15 protein-coding genes are annotated in these 20,414 nt (G+C 41.1%); all 15 read right to left on the bottom strand.

All coding sequences use genetic code 11. From position 1 onward, the window contains the following. Positions 1 to 79: 79 nt before the first annotated feature. Positions 80 to 898, bottom strand: a complete 819-nt coding sequence (gene ehuA / locus TY15_RS00365) for an ectoine/hydroxyectoine ABC transporter ATP-binding protein EhuA (protein ID WP_042373923.1) — start codon at positions 896 to 898, stop codon at positions 80 to 82. Then, a complete protein-coding gene (ehuD, locus tag TY15_RS00360) occupies positions 898 to 1,602 on the bottom strand; it encodes an ectoine/hydroxyectoine ABC transporter permease subunit EhuD (protein WP_198138218.1) in 705 nt (234 codons plus the stop codon). Before ehuD ends, ehuA begins: the two co-directional genes overlap by 1 nt. A gap of 1 nt (position 1,603) precedes the next feature. Further along, entirely contained in the window at positions 1,604 to 2,257 is a 654-nt protein-coding gene (ehuC, locus tag TY15_RS00355; protein ID WP_040209060.1) for an ectoine/hydroxyectoine ABC transporter permease subunit EhuC, read from the bottom strand. Positions 2,258 to 2,319: 62 nt separating this feature from the next. Next, on the bottom strand, positions 2,320 to 3,051 hold the full coding sequence (locus tag TY15_RS00350) for an aspartate/glutamate racemase family protein (protein WP_040209061.1): 732 nt from the start codon (positions 3,049 to 3,051) through the stop codon (positions 2,320 to 2,322). A 38-nt stretch (positions 3,052 to 3,089) separates the two neighbouring features. Continuing rightward, positions 3,090 to 3,398, bottom strand: a complete 309-nt coding sequence (locus TY15_RS00345) for a 2Fe-2S iron-sulfur cluster-binding protein (protein WP_052353672.1) — start codon at positions 3,396 to 3,398, stop codon at positions 3,090 to 3,092. Next, positions 3,379 to 5,070, bottom strand: a complete 1,692-nt coding sequence (locus tag TY15_RS00340; protein ID WP_040209063.1) for an L-aspartate oxidase — start codon at positions 5,068 to 5,070, stop codon at positions 3,379 to 3,381. Before TY15_RS00340 ends, TY15_RS00345 begins: the two co-directional genes overlap by 20 nt. A gap of 87 nt (positions 5,071 to 5,157) precedes the next feature. Further along, positions 5,158 to 6,045: an ectoine/hydroxyectoine ABC transporter substrate-binding protein EhuB gene (ehuB, locus tag TY15_RS00335; RefSeq protein ID WP_040209064.1), complete on the bottom strand. Its 888-nt coding sequence runs from the start codon at positions 6,043 to 6,045 to the stop codon at positions 5,158 to 5,160. Between the two features lie 265 nt (positions 6,046 to 6,310). Continuing rightward, entirely contained in the window at positions 6,311 to 7,999 is a 1,689-nt protein-coding gene (locus TY15_RS00330) for a PucR family transcriptional regulator (protein WP_040209065.1), read from the bottom strand. 315 nt (positions 8,000 to 8,314) lie between these two features. Further along, complete coding sequence (locus tag TY15_RS00325; RefSeq protein WP_040209067.1) at positions 8,315 to 9,532, bottom strand: SEC-C metal-binding domain-containing protein; 1,218 nt, start codon at positions 9,530 to 9,532, stop codon at positions 8,315 to 8,317. Positions 9,533 to 9,735: 203 nt separating this feature from the next. Next, a complete protein-coding gene (locus TY15_RS00320; protein ID WP_040209086.1) occupies positions 9,736 to 10,950 on the bottom strand; it encodes a Bcr/CflA family multidrug efflux MFS transporter in 1,215 nt (404 codons plus the stop codon). 365 nt (positions 10,951 to 11,315) lie between these two features. Then, complete coding sequence (locus TY15_RS00315) at positions 11,316 to 12,296, bottom strand: NAD(P)H-dependent flavin oxidoreductase (RefSeq protein WP_040209088.1); 981 nt, start codon at positions 12,294 to 12,296, stop codon at positions 11,316 to 11,318. Between the two features lie 343 nt (positions 12,297 to 12,639). After that, a complete protein-coding gene (locus TY15_RS00310; RefSeq protein ID WP_040209089.1) occupies positions 12,640 to 17,046 on the bottom strand; it encodes a coiled-coil domain-containing protein in 4,407 nt (1,468 codons plus the stop codon). Next, a complete protein-coding gene (locus tag TY15_RS00305) occupies positions 17,030 to 17,773 on the bottom strand; it encodes a DUF6063 family protein (RefSeq protein WP_040209091.1) in 744 nt (247 codons plus the stop codon). The genes TY15_RS00310 and TY15_RS00305 overlap by 17 nt, the downstream gene beginning before the upstream one ends. Next, entirely contained in the window at positions 17,760 to 19,277 is a 1,518-nt protein-coding gene (locus tag TY15_RS00300; protein ID WP_052353671.1) for a hypothetical protein, read from the bottom strand. Before TY15_RS00300 ends, TY15_RS00305 begins: the two co-directional genes overlap by 14 nt. After that, a complete protein-coding gene (locus TY15_RS00295; RefSeq protein WP_040209093.1) occupies positions 19,265 to 20,281 on the bottom strand; it encodes a Wadjet anti-phage system protein JetD domain-containing protein in 1,017 nt (338 codons plus the stop codon). Before TY15_RS00295 ends, TY15_RS00300 begins: the two co-directional genes overlap by 13 nt. Positions 20,282 to 20,414: the final 133 nt, after the last annotated feature.

Below are 20,414 nucleotides of genomic sequence, written 5' to 3'. Positions count from 1 at the left end.
CCCTTAGCCTGGAATAACCGGCAGCTAGGGGGATTTATTTTTTGTAGTTTATCATTTGGTGTGAACTCTAAATCATGTCTCAGGATCTCATTCGCTTTAAAAAGGATTGGAGACGTTCACTTTTAGGATTTTCAAAGATTTCTTTAGGGTCACCTTGTTCGACAATTTTGCCGCCGTCCGTAAATACGATTCGGTCGGCCACATCTTTCGCAAATTCCATTTCATGGGTGACGAGGATCATGGCCATTTCCCCTTCTTCTGCAATTTCTCGAATGACATCCAGCACCTCACCAACTAGCTCTGGATCAAGTGCAGAGGTTGGTTCATCAAACAGCATGACTTTCGGACGCATCACCAGTGCACGCGCGATGGCGACTCGCTGCTGCTGGCCGCCAGATAATTGTGCCGGGTAGCTGTCTAGTTTGTTTTCTAGTCCTACCTTTGCCAGCATCGCTTTTGCACGTTCTTCAGCCTCTTTACGGCTCATTCCGAGCACATTCACCGGAGCCTCCGTACAATTGCGCAACACGGTCATATGCGGAAAGAGATTAAATTGCTGGAAAACCATTCCGATTTGGCCCCGCATTTTATGTAGGTGCTTTTCATCCGCCTTTACCAATTTGCCTTTTACCTCTTTGTGCCAAAGCGGTTCACCATTAATCTCAATCACACCTGATGTCGGTTCCTCTAAGGTCATTAACAGTCGAATCAGCGTTGTTTTTCCTGAGCCGCTCGGTCCGATGATCGCCACTTTTTCTCCGGGAGAAACATTGAAATCTAAATCACGAATAACCTTAACTTCACCAAATGCTTTGCTGACCTTTTTATAGGCAACAAGCGGATTTGCTGTTTCCACTGCATTCTTGCCGATAAACTCCTCTGTTCTCACTGCTAACATTATGCCGCCACTCCCTTTTCTTTTAATTTCTTGTCCTTTTTCCCTAGGCTTCTACGATTCAATTTCACTTCTAATTTTTTTATCAGTAGTGCAGAAGGATAGCTTAATAGTAAGAAAAGTACGCCAACAATCGTGAATGGCTCCAAATAGCGGAAGCTAGCAGAGCCGGCAATCTTTGCCGCTTGCAGCGTTTCAACAACCGTAATCGCTGACAGTATTGGAGTGTCTTTAAACATGGAAATTAAATAGTTTCCTAACATAGGAATAATGGGTGGTATGGCTTGTGGAAGGATGATTTTCCTCCATTTCTGGGTGCTAGAGAAATTAAGAGACGTTGCAGCCTCCCATTGTCCCCGCGGAACGGAGTCGATTCCTGAACGATAAATCTCGGCACAATAGGTGCTGTAATGAACGCCGAGGGCAAGTGTACCCGCAACAAAAGGAGATAATGATATTCCGTAAAATGGCAATACATAAAATACAAAAAATAGCTGAACGAGCGGCGGTGTTGCTCGAATAAATTCACTCAAACCGATTACAATCCATGTAAGTGGTTTAAAAGCTGACCGACGAAGAATAGCCAATACTAATCCTAGAACCATGGCAAGCACATACGCAGTAATCGTGGCAGCCAGGGTAATCCACAGCGCGTCAAAAATGATAGGAAACACTTCAAACGTATAACTCCAACTCCATATACTCATGTTAAACCCTCCCTAGTGATGCTCTACGCTCTAACCATCGGGCTAAAACAATAAGAGGCAGGGCAATAATAAAATAGATGACGAGTAAGGCGACAAAAATCTCGGTTGTATGGGCGACATTTGTATTCCGGAGAGTTAAGGATTGGTAGGTTAGATCGCCAAGCGTAATTAAGGAAACAAGTGAGGTCCCTTTCATTAATTCAATCGAGAGATTTCCGAATCCAGGCAGCATGATTTTGAATGCCTGTGGGATAATAATTTTCATCATTCTTTGAAAGGGTGTCATATTTAAGGCAATGGCCGCTTCTGTTTGCCCCTTAGGAATGGAAAGAATCGCCCCGCGAACAACCTCTGACGCATACGCACCGTAGCATAAGGACATGGCAATGACACCTGCTGTCAGGGCAGAAAATTCAATCCCGAAAAACGGCAAAACAAAGTAAATCCAAAACAATTGAACTAATAAGGAGGTACCTCGGAAAATTTCAATATAAATCGTACAAACTACTCTTATTGCTCTGAACTTTGACAGTTTTCCCAGGCCAGCAATAAAGGCAATTATATAGGTGAAAATGAGAGACAGTACGAGCACTTCGATGGTAATCTTAGCCCCATTTAATAAGGCAGGTACCATTTCAATATAGGTATTTATCATAATCACACTCCTGTCATAAAGAATGGTTTGTGGAGAGGGCAAAAAATAGTTGGAACGCTAGTTTACATATACCCTTCATATCTATTTTTCACCAGTGAAGAATGGACATAATTGATCATCGTCACATAATCAAAGACTGGCAATTTAACTGCTTCTTGTACAGCTGCAGCATAGGGTGGAAGCATACTGCACTCCAATAATATAGCTTTTACCATCGGGTCTTTCTCCACCATTTCTTTAGCGGCAGTAACAACTTCACTTTCGATTTGCTGTGCGTCAAGGGTGCCTACTTCCTCTATTGCTGCTTGATAAAAATACTCTTTATTTTCTAGTCCGCTTATACAAACAGGGATCGTAGCATGGACCCCTACCTCAGCTAATAACTCTCGATCTAGTATCCTAGAATCTGCGCAAATAATTCCTACCTTTTCATCCTTACTTAACATCTGTGAGATAAAAGGAACCTGCAGCAGACTAGAAAGAAAGATGGGAACCTCCACTCTTTCAGCCAGTTCTTTTTGAAATAAGGCCATATAACCGCAGTCTCCTGTAATCGCTTTTACCCCTTCATTAACGAGCTCTTGGCATGCCTCAACCATTGCATCAAGGGCGGTTAGATCCTTATTAAACAAGCGGGTGACTGAAAAGCCCTCTACTTTACGAAATCTTACTGGATAAGAATAGGTGGTGGCATTGCCTACATCTCCCGGAATAAAAGGTGCAAAAGTGTCAAGAAGCAGAATACCAATTGATTCCCCATAACTTACTTGTCCTTTTCTCGCTTCGTATATCATTTCTACCTCCGCATTCATTTATTTTCAGATGACGAATTTCACCTTACTTCTTTCACTAAATCTCTAACTGTAATCCCCTGTGCTAGTGGACTGAGATGAAGGTATCCATCACTATATGCTGCTGCAGCTTTCATACAACTTAATCCAGATTTATGATTGATCATCATGGCGCACGTTCCGCAAAGACCTGTTTTACATGAGAAACGGTAGGCAATTGTCGGATCTCTCTCCCGATAAATCAGTTCTAAAACAGCCAAGACGGTCATGTCGTTTTGATTGGGAATTTCAAAATAATCAGCCTGAGAATGTCTGTTCTCCTCAAATCGGTCAATTTTTATTTTTAGCATAGGCCACCAACCTTTTATTTGCAGCTAATCTTGTCGAGAAACACAATTCCCCTTTATTGAATCGAACAGTTGTATGCTCAACAGTTGGTAACAAATCTGGGTAATCGCTAAGAAAATGAGCGCCTCTGCTCTCTCTTCTTAATAGGCTTGAGCCAATGATTCCCTTGGCAGTCCATATCATATGCTCTGCTTCAATATAGTCGGTCACTTCCCTAGCAAAAGGTTTCCCCCAACCTTTTACCGTCACGTCCGCAAGTTGCTGGACAACCGCTTCTAGTTCAGCCTGTGCTGTTTTTAGCTCTGTTCTATTTCGAAGAACCCCCACGTATTCACCCATGATGTGGCGAAGCCGGTCCTTTACTTGATATGGCCGATGTTGACCAGATAACGTGGTGATCTTCTTTACAAATCCTTGTCCTCTGTCAATCATATGCGCGAGTCTACTATTAGATAGTCGGAGCGCAGTCTTCTCATAATGTGCCGCCGCTTTACCCGCCCTTGCTCCAAAAACCAAACACTCGGATAAAGCATTATTTCCTAAACGGTTTCCGCCATGCAATCCGCCTGCTGTTTCACCAGCAATATAAAGCCCCTCTACACTAGATGCACCATCCTCGTCTACATCGACACCACCCATAATAAAATGAGCAGCAGGTGCAATTTCTGCACGATCCTTCGCTAAATCGACACCATGCTCGAGGCAAAGCTTATATTCATGTGGAAATAACTGCTTAATCTCTTCACTCGCAGCCGTCCCATCTAACCAAACTCCATTATGACTGCTACCTTTCCCTTGACGAACTTCGCACGCAACAGCATAAGCTAAACGGTCTCTCGTTACATCCTCTAGTTTTTCAGGTTCATAGCGGTGCATAAACCTTTCATTAAAACTATTATAAAGCTTTGCCATAGGATAAAAACTCATGCAAAATCCTTTAAGTGCTTCAGGAAAAATGAGGCTTACAGGGTAAAATTGAATCTGTTCCATATCAATCAACGCAGCACCCGCTTTTAACGCTAAAGAAAATCCATCTCCTGTCGCTTGAACCGGATTACTGGTAACCGGGTATAGTTGACCAGCTCCTCCCGTCGCAAGAATGACTGACTTACTAAGAATCAATAAAAGTTCAGCTTTAGCCAAGTCATACGCCAATGCCCCATGCACTTGGTTTTCAAAACAAACTAATTCAATCGTTATAACATCACTTATTAACTTAATATTCGAGAGTGTTTTTGCTTTCCTTGATAATGTTTGGATAATAGCCCGTCCGCTATTCCCTTTATTAGCACTAATGGAGCGTGGTGCACGATGCCCTGAGGTAGAAGAAACGACGAGATTTCCAGCAGAATCTTTATCAAGCCTCAATCCCCATTCCACCACATCAGCAATTATTTTTTCAATGTCATGGACGAGTGCTTGAACCATTGGAAGTTTGCTTAACCCTTTTCCGCTTAAAAGAATATCGTTCGTATAAGATTCTTGGGTATCCTTTTCACTTGACCAACGGCCGGAAGCTGCTATTTGAACAGCTCCGACTGTTGATCCACTTTTGCCTACAGCCCCCTTATCAATAACAAGGACATCCAGGCCTGACAGCCCCGCATAGACGGAAGCAGTTAAACCAGCCGCACCGGAACCAATGATTAAAATATCTGTTTCAATGATTCTCATAAAAACCTCCAGCCCAAAAAACGATGTAAGTCTTTAAAAAATTTCAGAAATCAGATGCACCATCTGATTTCTGATAGTAACTCATATTTAGTTCTTTAATACATCCTCGACTGTAACATCTTTAGGTAATTCATCTTCCGACATTCCGAACTTTTTCAAGATCTCTAAAAGCTCCCCAGAATCCTTCAAAGCTTGTAATTCCTTATTATATGCTTTTCGAAATTCGTCATCTTCTTTTCGAAAGACAATGGCGCCATAAGCCCTGAAACTTTTCCCATCGATAACGGGTTGTTTGAAATCCTCCACACCCTCGATATTCGAATCGTTAGCCGATTCTAGCATTTTTCGAATCGATGGACCTGAGACTGTAACGGTATCAACTCGTTGTGCCTGCAAAGCAGAAATAAGCGAAGAATTATCCGGAAAAATTGAAATTTGATCTTTCGCAACGCCAACCTCCGTTAAGTAACCACTTTCAACTGAGCCACCAATGACACCGACTTTAACTTTTTCATTTTTGGCAATATCCTCGTAGCTATGCAGATCCAAAGGATTTCCTTTTTTCACTGCAATGGCTTGACCAATCATATAGTCAGGATTACCATATGCTACTTCCTTGGCACGTTCTGGAGTGATATACATACCAGCAGTGATCATGTCAAAACGCTTTGCCTTGATGCCTGGTATGAGTGATCCAAACTCCGTTAGGACACCATTTACTTCTTTAATTCCCAATCTTTTTAGAACAGCTCTCGCTACTTCAACAGACTCACCCGTAAGTTTTCCATCGGAAGTGGCATAGGCATAGGGAATCTCGTTAGCAAATCCAACTGTTGCATAGCCTTGTTTTTTCAATTTTTCCAAGGTGGATTCGTTGCTGGAAGAAGCCCCGGTAGAAGTGCTTGTGGAAGTACCACATGCAGCTAATGCCATCAGCATGACTCCAATTAGAAAACACATCATCCATTTTTTCATTGTAGACCTCAACTCCCTTTTCATTTCTAATGGCAAATCTCATTCTTGCTTTTAGGTAAAAAAAGTATGTCTGTAAGTTGAATATTTACCCTTTGGTTTATTATAGAAATCAGAATTTTAAAATACATCCGATATTTTGTATGAATTTTCTCAATATTCTTTCTTACAATTTGTACACAAAAAATATATTGCTTTCGAATTTAAATACAAAAAAAGCCAGCCAAGAGTTAAAGATATCTCTCTTTGGCTAGCTTTTTTTATTTTGCTAAAATCCCATTTTCCATGTTTTAATACTTAAATCTAGTAAAAATAAATCATCCGGATCAACAAGGGAGAGTCCTGTCAATTCTTCAATCTTTCTTAAACGATAGAGCAAAGATTGCCGGTGTAAGAATAAGGCTTTTGCTGTTTTACTGACATTTCCTTGATAATGATTATATGTACTGATCGTCTCGATTAAATCGAGATTCCTTAGTTTATGGTATTCTATTAATGGTTCGACTGTAGACATAATGATTTCTTTCATTTCTTTGTTTTGATAGAGATTTAATAACACTCGATCGATAGCCGTATTTTCATACATAACTCGATTTCCAATCCCTTTTTTATTCCTACTGATATTTAAAGCTATTTTTGCATTTTGATAGCTTTCCTTAAAACCTAACACTCCCTCATTGTAATTGCCAATCCCCCAAGAAATGACAACATTAGGAAGTAAGCTTCGCAAGCGCCGGTCCACTAAATCTAAAAAGTTTGTCATACTTTCTTTCTTATTATCAAGGGAAATCTCAAGAAAAACTAGAAACTTGTCTTCTTGATATGAAATCATGACTTCTTTCTGTAATGACTGGGCCGCATAGAAAATTTCTTCTTTTATATAATGAATCATACTTTCTAACCAAAGCTGATAGGATTTTTCATCTATTTTTCTTTGATTAAATAGCTTTTTTAAATTTTCCGGAGAACCCACGATGCAAATATAAGGATGGTTAAGGTTATAGCCTACAATCTCAGCTCGTGAATTCGCAAGATCACTAGAGATAAATTCACCGTTAATGAGTTCTTTAATAAACGTATCGTGAAGGATAGATTTTGCTTCTTCTACAGCATTTTTCCTGGAAAACCAGAGAGCAATTGTTGTCACAGCGTGCTCTAATACATTAACTGCATATGGGGTTAGAAACCGATCGAGCGAAATATCCGATGGTAGAATAACAAATAAATAGTCTTGTGTATTTTCGGAAACTTGAATAACCGGAAGCTGCACAATACAATAATCCTCAATGTTAATCGTTTGTATTTTTTGAATCATCGGGTCATGTGAAGTGAGTGACACCGATTTTCGTTCAGGGACCATTCCCTTTACAGCATATTCCCGCCAATTATCAAGAAAGTCAGGTGCCTCCTCACTTTGGGCTTGTACAGTTCCAATCTGATCGGTAATTATAACGGGGTACCCAACATGTTGGTATAAATAATTGGCAATACAGGTCAGCTCTGTTTCTTTCAGAATTAAATTCAATAGCTCCTGCTGAACTTTTTCCGACTTTCTGCTTTCTTTATAGTTGGCATCATTTAATTCCAGCATGACTTCTTCAATAATTTCCGAAAAGCGAATTTCCCATGGAATTTCAATCAGAATAAATTGGTTCTTGTTCGCTAGTTCAATCGCTTCCTTTGGAATTTCAAAAATATGCCGCCCTAGTGCCACTACCAAAGCAGATGCTTCTGAATCAATAATATCCTGTACAAATTTCTCGAATTCCTCATGGTGATGACCACAGCCAATTGCTGTTGTCAAAACAAATTCATTCTTACGAACGAAACTTTCTACCGGCATTTCCATCGCAGAAACCCACTGTACTTCTTTCTCCTTTACTACATTTTCCCCTGCAACGACGATTGCATTCTTCATAATATCTAAATTTAAAATGTCATCTACGTGTAGACTCATAGAATCCTCCTATCTTATCAAAAAAATTCACAATGATATGGCATGCCATGTTGCTTATTGAATAGAATTTCCAGATGTTTCTGTCATAAAAGGAGGACTGAAAGCCTTTTCTTATTAATGGGTGGAAGTCCATAGACTTACCTGAGAGAGTAAAGACTTTCTTCTATTTTCTCATTAATAAGCGGTGAAAAATTTATTTTTGACAATTTAAATAGATCGCTATTTTTAGTATATGGTCTTTTTTCTAATTAATCAATTAATAGCGGTAGATACAAAAAAAGTGCCTGAGTTCACTCAGACACTAAAAAAATACTTTTATCTCCCACAACATTTTTTATATTTTTTATTACTTCCACAAGGGCATAATTCATTTCTACCAATTTTTTTTCCTGTCGTAAAGTTGACAATATTGTCTTTCCGATCTGGCAGTGGCCGTAGCGATTCCTGTTCAAGTGGCGATAATTCTTCAGGCGTATATCCTTTAAGAAACCATTGTCTCGTCTGATTCATGAGATTTACAACTTTTTCCATACAAGATTGAACCGAATCTAAACTTTGGAATTGTAGTCTTCTTTCGAGAAATTGAAGAATTTGATCGGGAGACTCCCCCTTTTTCGTCGCAAACACACATTCTTCTACAATAACATTTGCCTCTTCCCTACTCATTACATAGTTTTCTGTTAAATAGTGAATAAATTGAAGAACGCTATTGTTCTGTTCACTATATTCAGGCTCACCAGCTCTTACTAATTGTTCTTTAGTGAATGGGAAAAACCCAAGGTCTTTTCTCATTTGCTGTTCCTGTTGTACTTTTTCTGGATCAAACACTCTTATATGGGAAAACCCTATATGGTCCATTCGGATTTGGTAATAATAGGAACTAGCATGCTCCAATACAGTGAGATAGTCTGAAAGATTGATAGGTTCATTCAGGTATTTTTCAAGTAAAACCATTAATTCCTGGATGGATAGTGTGCCGTAATAGTAGAGTAATCCTTGTGTAAGCTTAATCCATTCCGTATTTCTTTGAAAAACAGACATGAATGGTTTGCCAGCTTCTTGTACGGCTTGACTCTTAACTAAATCCTCTGGCATTCCTAGTATCTTTTTGCCTTCGAGCGTTCCAGTAAAGAGAATACCACTGTTGCGAAAATACTGGAATTGACGAGCTGTTAATAATGGTTCCACGATTGTTCCACCATTATCCATTATTTTTTTGATGATCTGATAACGCTCCATGTCCATATTCCTAAAAATCTTTTCAAGCAGTAGCGGAATCTGTTGCGTTAATACCTCGATTAATTCCCCTTTTTTTAGCTGGCTAGCGTTCTTTATGTCGAATTGTTTTCTAATCGCACTTAATTCGTCTTTTGAAAGTCTTGCGAGTGCATCTTTTAATATGATTGGAGTCTTAATATCACTCCAGTTTTTTAGATCTTGTTTTTGTTGACTTTTTCTAGACATTTCTTTCATTCTTTCTAAAGCACCGAGTACTTTTGTAAAAGATTCTTTCTCTATGTTGTTTTGACTCAAGTTGATCACCTCGGAATAATAATAGTGAAAAGATTATAGATAATATTAGTTATTTATGTAAAAACAAGCTCCCAGTTCCGAGTTTATTATAGCAGAAAAATATTTGATATTCTAAACAGTTTTATCCAAGACCTTCGTTTAGAAAAAAAGGAGTCTATCATTATTAAGATAGAATCTCCTTTTAGTAAAAGATGAGTTTTCCATTATGATCTAGAAGCTTGCTTCTGACCTGAAACCTTTCTCACTAAAATAAAATAGGAAAGGAAGGCCAAAAAGCTCGTCGAAAAGATCACGATCCCCATCGGAATGGCGGAATATTCTCCGGCGATTCCCACTAACGGGGCCGTTAAGGAGCCTAGTACAAACGGCAATAGTCCTAAAAGCGCAGACGCACTACCCGCGATATGGCCTTGCGACTCGATCGCTAATGCAAAAGATGTCGTTGAAATTATTCCGATTGACGATACTAAAAAAAAGATTGGAACGGCAACTGCAAAAAGTGGGGCTTTTAATAGGAGAGAGATTAATAAGACAGCCCCCGCTATATTAGAGATCAGTAAGCCTATCTTTAAGAAAGTTCGCTCGGGAATGATGTCGGTGAAGCGGCCAACCGACTGGCTGCCAAGTATTAAAGCAATCCCATTCACCCCAAATAACAGACTAAATTGTTGCGGTGAAACACCATAAATATTCTGATACACAAACGGAATACCTGAAACGTATGCAAAGATCCCAGCGGTAATAAAACCTTGTGTAAAGGCATAACCCATGAATGGACGATCCTTGACTAAAGACCCAAAATTCTTCACAACTTGGGAGAGGTTGCTAGGGACCCGCTTTTCCTTTGGTAATGTTTCTTCTAGTTTAAAGGACACCGTGAGGATTAGCACCATGCCTACACAAGCTAGCACAAGAAAAACCCCAGTCCAAGTGGTAAAAGCCAAAATTCCGCCTCCTGCGATTGGCGCAACGATTGGCCCTAGGTTCCCTACTAACACCATTAATGCAAAAAACTTGGTCAGTTCCCTTCCATTAAAAAGATCTCGAACAATGGCCCGAGAGATCACAAGTCCACCTGCTGCCGCAAAACCTTGCACGAAACGGGCTCCAATAAAGGAATAAATATTGGGTGCAATCGCACATGTGACAGAAGCTATTAAGTATAAGCCGAGAAAGATCAGCAACGGGTTCCGACGCCCTTTCACATCACTCATCGGACCAATAATCAATTGTCCCAAGCCTAGGCCCAAAAGGCAGGTCGTTAAACTAATTTGTACAAATGATGCCGTCGTATGAAATTCCTTTACAATAGTAGGAAAGGATGGTAAATACATATCGATGGTAAAAGGTCCTAACAATCCAAGTGATCCTAGCAGTAATGCAAGCTGCACTCGTTTCTTTCCGATAAGTTTATTCAATTTTCCTCACCTTTCTAGAAAACAGTTGTTTTCCAATGGTCTGTTTATTCTCATGATGGGTCCAGCGCTCAACCTGAATAGACCAATACTCTTTTCTACATTACCCATTCATTTTGCTAAATCTCATTAATAGGATCTTCGTTAATTATTTCGTCACCCTAAATTTAGTAAATTTTATTATAACCTGAATCTTGTAGAATGGTAAACAATTAAATTTAATTGGACCCCTGCACTTTTCTATAACTGTGATTTGCTAAAGTAAATAAACATTAAAAATGAACTTGGAAATATTTCTCCAAGTTCATCCTATTTTCCTGTCCCACTCATTGAGTTATAAATGTGAAGAAACATATGTTTGTGAAAGGTTACTTACCTACGAACTCTTCACTTGTTTTCATTAATCTCTCTTTTGCCGCCATATACTCTTGCTGAAGCTTGTCGACATAGGCGACAGTGCTTGAGACCTTATTGATGACGCCAATCCCTTGACCACTTCCCCATATATCTTTCCAGGCCTTCGCCTTCCCAGCCCCGCCAAAATTCATTTTCGTTGGATCACTTTCAGGGAGTGCATCTGGGTCCAAACCGGCTGCTCTAATCGAAGGCGCAAGATAGTTGCCATGGACACCGGTGAATAGATTGCTATAAACAATATCATCTGAGGTAGATTCTACAATTGCTTGCTTATACTCTTCAGCCGCCCTCGCTTCGTTTGTTGCAATAAATGGTGAGCCAATATAGGCAAAATCAGCCCCCATAGCTTGCGCAGCCAGGATTGCGTTTCCGTTCGCAATCGATCCAGATAAAGCGAGCGGGCCCTCAAACCATTGGCGGATTTCCTGAATCAAGGCAAATGGGCTCTTGACGCCAGCATGTCCACCCGCCCCTGCAGCAACTGCAATCAGACCATCTGCTCCTTTTTCAATCGCCTTATGTGCGTACTTGTTATTGATCACATCGTGAAAAACAATGCCTCCGTAGCTGTGTGCGGCCACATTAATTTCTTCGCGTGCCCCTAGAGACGAAATGATAATCGGAACCTTATATTTCATGCATAATTCCATGTCCTGTTCAAGTCGATCATTGGACTTGTGGACAATTTGATTAATGGCAAATGGGGCAGCGGGACGATCAGGGTGAAGAGCATTGTAAGTAGCTAGTTCTTCTGTGATTTCCGCGAGCCATTCATCAAGCTGCGCGGCGGGGCGGGCATTCAGTGCGGGCATCGAACCAACGATTCCTGCTTTACACTGCTCAATAACTAGCTTGGGATTACTAATGATGAAAAGTGGGGCTCCAATGACAGGAATCCTCAGGTTAATAAAGATCGACGGGATATTTGACATATGTAATCAACTCCTCCATTCAGTGGTTTCCTAGAATAATATTTTCCTGTAAATATCAAAACACCAAATTTGAAACCGGTTACTTAAGAAAAAATTACCATATTTAGCGTAGTATAGTCAATTTATTTTGATGCGCCAGGGGGACGGTTCTCCTGGCTCATGCATGAATATTAAGACCACCAGAACCGTCCCCCTGGTTCCACTAAAAAGGAGTGTGATTTATATGACAATCACACTCCTTTTTATAGATTTTTTTATATTGGCTTTTTCACAGATGGTTCCGAAAAAGAGAATATTTTTGAAAAAGTCTACAGGGATTGATTTCCCGAACATTTCACAAACTCTATTCAAACCATGCCAGCTGCTCTGTCTGCCCCAGTCTGTCGGTTGTTTTCGGTTCATGGTCCTGGAAGTAAGCATGGTGAAGCCACTTTTCCTTCGTCATGACTTTTTTCGCCACATCAGTTGATGCTCTTAATCGACAGCTATAAATAACAGGAAAGTAGTCTTGGAGAAACTTTCCTTCAGCATGTGCCGTCAATGCAATAATTTGAAAGCCGAGCTGTTCCGCCACAAAAAACACAGGACTCAACACATGATCACTAGAGGCCTTCCCAAACGGATTATCCAGGATGACCGCCCGATGGCGTTTCGCATTTTGCTGAATATGCTGCTTTTTTTCAGCCACATAATTTAAAATACCTAAGAAAAGCGTCATGTTTTTACTCCACTTTTCTCCACCAGACCAAATATTACTCTGTTCCCACGAATAGGACCGGGTGGTGACTTTATTATCATTGGTCACCTTCCGACAGCTAACCTTCATTACCTCATTATTCATGACGATCTGCAGTAGCTGCTTCGACTGAAGCCAGGTTTCGATTTCCTTGCGAACCTTCCCATCATCCTGTATGCCCTGTTCGTTTAAGAAACGATCTGATTCCAATTGTTCGAGCATCCACTCAAGATAATCACGAATCCGCATTTTTCCTTCCTCGTCATCCCATTCAGGAATGGCAAAGGTAAAGACCTGCTTCCAATCATCAACAATTTTCACCTTTGTTTTTTTCGGTATCTGTCTCAGTTCCTCCACCAAGGTTAATAAATGAGAATGAATTTGGTTAATAAATGCTTGCAGTTCTGCATCCTTCTGACGAATATGCTCATTGGCATAGCTCGTTGCTCTTTCCACGCTCAACATCATATTCTTCTTAAACTCAAGAATATCGTAATAGGTGGTTTTATGCTCGATTCCATTCAGAGCCATATTCCGCATCTTCACATCTGAAATCGATCTGTCACAAAAAGCGCGAAAGACACTCTTAGCTCGACCGACCTGCTGCCGCTGGAGCTCTAGAGCTTCTTTTTCCTTGATCAGTTCATCGGTAAAGCTTTTTAAAAATTTCATCCGATGATAGGTGAAATCGACCAATTCTTCCGGTATTAAGGCCTGAGCCACCACATCCGGTGCGTCAAAATGATGCGCCTCAATAAACTTTTCCAGCCAGCGCTCACCCTCATCCACCTGTTTTAATTCCTTGGCAATTCTCGATAACTCCTGGTCAATAAAGGTTTTGCGGTCTTGTAATTGCTGTTCCTCTTCCGCTAATTTCGCAGCGACTCGGTCAAGCGGGATATCAAACGTTTTTCGTTCTTCATGTGGAAACGCTTGTTTAAACTGTTCAAGCTTTGTTTCCCATTTCCCCGCTTGTTTATCTTTCCATGTCGCTTTTTTTGAAACTTCCTCTACTTGTTTGCTATGCACTTCTTTTAGACTAATTATCTTTTCTTTCAGGCGCTGAAGTTGCTGCTCCCCATCACTCGGAAAGGCTCTGCTGTCATCTAACGGACCATGTTCAAGGAGTAATTCTTTCATTTGTTCCGATAACGTCTGGATATTTTTTTGGGCCGCATCCCGTTTGGCCAGCCATTCTCCTTGTGTAGTCGTAATTTGCTTGATTTTCAATTCTAGATCACGAATTTTCCCTTTAATCGTTTGTTTACTTTCTCCGGAATAAATAGGTGATAATGTTTGTAATAATTGAAACTCATCATCTTCTTTAACCATGGCCACTCTTGCCGCAAGACCTTGAATTTGTTTTTCCAAATCCATTGCTTCCTCTTCAAGCCCTGTTAATCTGGCAGCCATCTGGCTAAGCTCTTTTTCAATTTGTTCTCGTTCCCGCTCCGCTGCCTTTTGTTGGTTGCCTGCTGCTTCCACTTCTTTTTCAAATTGAAGGTACTGAAAGCCTTTTTCAATTTTAGTTTCTAAGCCCTGCTTTTCATCACGGTAGGTCTTGATTGTTGTTTGGCCCTGTGATATTTTATCCCGTAATGCCTGAAGTAAATCGGTTTCCCGTTTCATGTTGATCGCCAAATCCGCGAGCTGGTTAGACGCTTTTGATTGATCTTCCTCAAGGGTTGCTTTTTTCTCAAAAGGATGCACTTCAAGAAATTGGATAAACTCCTTTAAGACCGCCTGCCATGTCGTCATCTCGTTTTCCTTTTTCTCCCGCAGTGATCTGCTTTCATTGGCGTGCTCCACCATTTCTTGTTTCCACTCAAGAAAACGCGATTCCTCTCGGTTATGTTCCCAATGATGCGGTGTAACCCAAGAAGGTGCGTCGTTGCCTTCTTGGATGGTCAAGACTTCTTCCGACGACAATACAACGATCGGAAATTGCAGTCGATCAGACAGATGGTTTAACTTTTCGACCAGCAGCGGCTTCGATTTAGACGTGGTGATTAATGTGACGGGCCAGAACGGATACTCATGCCCTATCGTTTCTTCACTTGTCTGCAGATACTCCACCCCTGTAACCAAGTAATCAAATTGATTTTTCCAGGAGTTGAGTTGCTGTTCGAGGAATGGATCGGCAAAAAAGACATCCTGCGTACTATAATCATCCACAAAACGGTAGGCAATCCGTTCACGATATAAAAGGGTATTTTTCGCTGATTGTAGTTGCTCCAGCTGTTCGATTAACCGTTTTTCAATGGATTCCTGCTTTAAATACACACTTTCAACGCTTGCCCATTGTGGTCTTAGGGAAGCAAGCTGTTGGATCAGTCGCTCTTGGGCAAGGGCAACTTCCTCTAACTGGAAAGTAGCTTTATCATAAGCACTCTGAACCACTAGAGCATCACGGCGATAAGCCTCTAAGCGAACAGTCGCCTCTATTTCATCAGACAAAAGCTGTTTTTCTTCCTGCCCAATCCGAATGATATCCTCATCTAAAAATTGATGACGTATATTCCACTGCTTTAATTCGTCCTTCACATGATCTTGAACAGGGTTGGCCAGCAACCGCTGCTTGAGCCCATCCATATCCTTTAACCGACTTGTTATCACTGCTTTACATTCAGATAAGCTATCACGAACCGTCCGTTCCTTACTATTTAGAACTGATTGGTCAGCCTTAACTCGAGCTATTTCTCCAAGAAGAGGAATTACTTGATAGCGGATCGCTTGTTGCTGCTTCTCCAGCTTTTCGATTTCTTCTAAAAAATATCCTAGTAACGCCGCACTCATCTCTTCTAATTGATCCTGTAAATCGGCTAATTCTTCCGTCTGTTCTAATTTGGCCAACTCGGCTTTAAAATGCGCCAGCTGATCCTGTTGGTCTTTTTGCTCCGCTTTCAGCTTCGCATGCTTGAACGAATAGAAATCCATTTGAACCTGTGCGAGCTTTTCTTCTTGCTCCAGTTGCTCGCTTAATGCTGTTTTATACTCTTCCTTTAGCCTTTTCCACTCTGTTTCTTCGACGAGTATGTCATAGGAAGCGGCCTCGATTCGATGGAGCTGATGACTGCTTTTCCACTCTTCCACTTTCTTCTCTGTTTCTGTTTGCTCCGACAGGTACTTCTCTCTTTGTTGCCGCGTTTCAAGCCAAACGCCCTTTGTCCGCTCCTTTATCTTTAAATAGGCGATTTCTTGCGTATGCAGCTGTTCATAGGTGGATACATAGTCGGCTAATTGGACTTGGATTTTTTGATTCTCTTCAATCGTTTCTTTTAGCTTTTTGTAATTCTTAAGGCTTGCATGCTGCTGTTCAAACATTTCCGCAAACATATTGGAATTATGTCCGACAATCGAGCTTTCTACTGTCGGAATCAGCAGGCGGTCAAACAATTGGTTCGTGCTTTTACAATGATCAAAGAAGGCTTCCGCGCCACCCTCTGAACTATTAATTTGGACAATACTATCCCATTCACTGGAAATGATATGGTATTGTTCTTCGATAAATGACTTATATTCCTTGATAGTCGGAAAGGTCCGGGCGAGAAAAGAGCGCTCGCGCATATGACTATAGTAATCTTGCATCTCACCGCGTTCCGCTGTTCGATTCCTGTCTTTCCCTTTCCGGACAAACGGTATCCCCTCAATCCCGTTCGGATCATTTCCATCGTATTCGTACACATAGCGTAAGGAGTCTAGTCCCTGCTTCGTCATAAAAAGGGACACGGCGGTGACGACATAGCGGCGTGGCTGATCATTGCTAATCCATTCAATCGCGATATGGGCTGGAGCATTTTCCAACAATAACGTATTTTTTATTTTCCGATCTGCTAGATCCACATGCGGTAAAATGGCTTGCATTGCTGTCTGAATGAGGACTGTTTTCCCGCCGCCATTTTCTAATAAAATCGCACCGTTATGCCCGTCAAACATGAAAAGCTCATCATTATACCGTTTATTTCCCTCTTCATAAATCACATTTGTCAGGCGGATTTTACTGATAGACGGCATCCTCATCGCTCCTCTCATATCCGTAAATAAATTCAAAAATTCCTTTGTTATACTCTACTTCCATGAAAAACCGCTGCACGATGGTTTTGGCTTTTTCCGTTAGCGTGATTTCTTGATTTCCCAACTCATGCACCAGTTCCTGATCAACCAAAAAGCGTTTAACGGTATCGATAAAGCTCAACCGACTGATGGTATTCCCGCTTTGCTTTTTGGCTGTCTCCTTGATATCGTCCATATCATCCCATTTTTCGATGATGAGTCCCCAATTATAGGAAAACTCTTTTTCTAGTTCCTTCAATGTTTCTTCGTCATGAGATTTTAACTGGTCGATTCGCTCTTGAATTAAATGAATCCATTCACCGAGCTGGAGGAATTGCCGCGTCGGCTCATGGCTCTGATAAGTGTCATAAAAGCTTCCGAATAAAATGATCGTCGAAAAATATAACAAATAAATATCCCCATTCGTCGCCCCTGCGCGTAAATAGTGACGTTTAATCCAGTCATTATTGACATGAAACGGTGACAGCTTTGTCCGCGGGACCAGAAATAACTGTTCACTTGTACGAATAATCACACAATCTACTTCACTTGCAAATACATCCAAAAGCCCACGAATCTCATCATCGGCTTTGTACTGATGCAGCGCATCAATCTCTGCGACACCGTCCCGTGCTAACTTTGTGTATAATTGAAAGGCCTTGATGACCTTGTGTTCAGGATAGTTCATCTTCGTCTCCTTCCAGAGTGATTATCATCTCTTGAATTGAATATCGTTCAACCTGATGAATAACCCCCTTGCCATCTTCAATCGCCAATGTTCGCTTGCCGAGGAGAGCAAGTGCCTCGCCCAGCAAGGTCTTACCCGTTTCCTCTTCATTGATTTGCCCGTTTACAATCGGGGACCGCTGGTGGAGAATAAGCCAGAAATCATAGAAATAACGCTCTTGATAGAGGGCTGAAAGCTCTGCCTCATCTAAAAACGTCATAAATATTGATAATGTTCTCCCCTTGCCTGCTTCTATTGCGGTTAAAAGGAGCTGCATCAACTCCTTAAATTTACCCGTTAGCCAGTTGCGGTAAGGCGAATCGATTTCCTGGTCATCCAGCTCAACAAATCCGATCGTGGCTCTTTCTTCCCGCTCTTCGGTGATATTCTGTTCAGCCAACACCGTTAACGGGGACCACAATTCTATTTCCATGACCTTTAAAAATGGATGCAGGACACCCTTCATCGCATCCATTGGCAACGGGACAGAGACGAGATGGGACACAATATCCTGGTTAAAGTTAAACGCCTGGATCCCGGTATAATAGAGGGACTCCTGTGCCGTCACCAGTGTGGTGTTTTTCAAAGAAAGGCTTTGCTGGAGCAAGCGAGAATGTTCGTAATGGACAGATTCTAGCTCTCTCGTAATCTTTAAAACTAATTCATACGTTTTCTTTTCCTTTTGGTGAATATCTTTCGAATAAAGGCGTTCACGCGTCTCTTTGACGAATTGACGCAGTTCTTTAAATTCTTCATCTTCCCGTGTTAACCGGCCATATATATCCTCTAGTAAACGTTTATAGCGCTCAAACGTCTCCTCCGAAACAATACTGCGCTGGATTTCATGCTTTAATTTCACCAGCCGCTCTTCTAGACTCTCCACATCAATCCGCATTTCACTGATTTGTCGCAAGGCACCCTTGAACTCACCCTTATCCAGTTGTTTCCGGAGCATGAGCTGATTTATAGAAAGCTGAAATTCACTATAAAACTCTTTTGTCGCAAAGACTAACTCTAAACCGTCCTCATCCAAGGTATAGTATTGGGTATTGGTGGCGACATCAAAATCATTGGCTTTTAGAATCGAATATTCGATCCCATCTTCCCGCTGTGATTCCCAATCATAAAACGAGTAGCTGCGTTTCTTCCCGGTCGTGGGACGAAAGGTTTGGATCAGCATTCTTGCCAATTTTTCATAGCCGGCCTCTTCTAAGTGATACTGCTCCTTTGTGAGTACTTCTAAAAATGCAGCCAGTTGCTTTACACCTGTCCTATAGTGCCGCATTAATTTTTGCTCAAAGAAGAATAACAGGGTCAACAGACCAAGACCCTTCATATCAATACCCTGGTTGCTGAGATCCTGTTCCCTTTTCCGGTCCAGTTCAAATAATGGATCAAATAGAGCGAGCCGGCGCATCCGTTCGGAGTACCCACTGGTTATCTCCTGTAAATCTAGCTTATCCAATCCGTCTCCCTCCATATCTGTTGCAGTTCCCGCGTTTTAAGTGTTTCCTGTGGATGGTACAATCCCTTTTCTAACAACAATTGAATTTGCGCTTGCTCATGTCTTGGGAAAAAGGGAAGGAAATGTTCCAATGCTTCCTTTTGCGGCCTTTGATACGCCTTCCCTTCCGCGGGCCGTTTCTCCAGACAATGCTGATAAAATCGGATGGCAGGTTGGGCTGGCTGCCGCTTATTTAAAGAATGCCAAATCGAAATCCCTTCATAATCAATATCGCCAAAATAGAAAAAGTGATGGTTTGCATTAATCGGGTATTGCATCGAAAACTGCTCGATACTTTTCACAACCGTTTTTCCACTGCCATAAATTAAGGTCGAAAAAACAGTATCCTTGATCGCAGGCAATAACCCTTGATAGGTCGTTTTATTTTCGACAATGAGATGGTATTGATCTTGTTCATCTAGCTTTATTGGATTGATAGCGAACATAAGTGGTTCTGATACAGGGATGATTTTGAGCCTCTCATAGAGGCCAATACATTCTAATACTTCCTTACCTCCCTTTTCCACGATCCATTTTTCGTCTTCCACCAGTTCAAAGCTCCGCTCTGGTGCAGGGACAGCTTCAGCTGGAAATCCATAGGTAGTTACGTATTCATGGATTTTCAGCAGATAAGGAAGATCTTGGTGCCAAAGGGACGGATCTTTTCGGTAATATTCATCTAAATTGATAGATGTATGAAGGATTCTCCGATAGTGTTGGAGTTCCAGATGATAGTCTTTTACTATTAAATTTTTGTTAATCCGATATTGGAACGCCAAGGATGGGATTCGTGTCGTTCTGCCCTTTGACTGGACCATGGTTAAGATATTTTCTTGCTCAAACGTTAAGAGGGTCTGAGAAAACTCTTCATATGTTTGAAAAAATGATTTTGTAATCGTTTCGAGTTCTGATAGACTAATCGTTTTCTTCGAAAATGCGGCTAATGCCGTTTTTAACTTTTTCAAAATGACACCCGCTCCTAAATTATGACAATCTCCTACTATTTTTATTGTACTAGATATGATGAGGTTTGGGAGGATAAATTTGTGTAAGATAATAATTGGTAGGAAGTGACGTGACGATCCATGAATTTCCTTC

This window comes from Neobacillus jeddahensis, assembly GCF_000612625.1.
GTDB classification, from domain to species: Bacteria; Bacillota; Bacilli; order Bacillales; family Cytobacillaceae; genus Neobacillus; species Neobacillus jeddahensis.
Note: the sequence above shows the minus strand (reverse complement) of the source record. Positions and strands in the feature narration are given on the sequence as shown.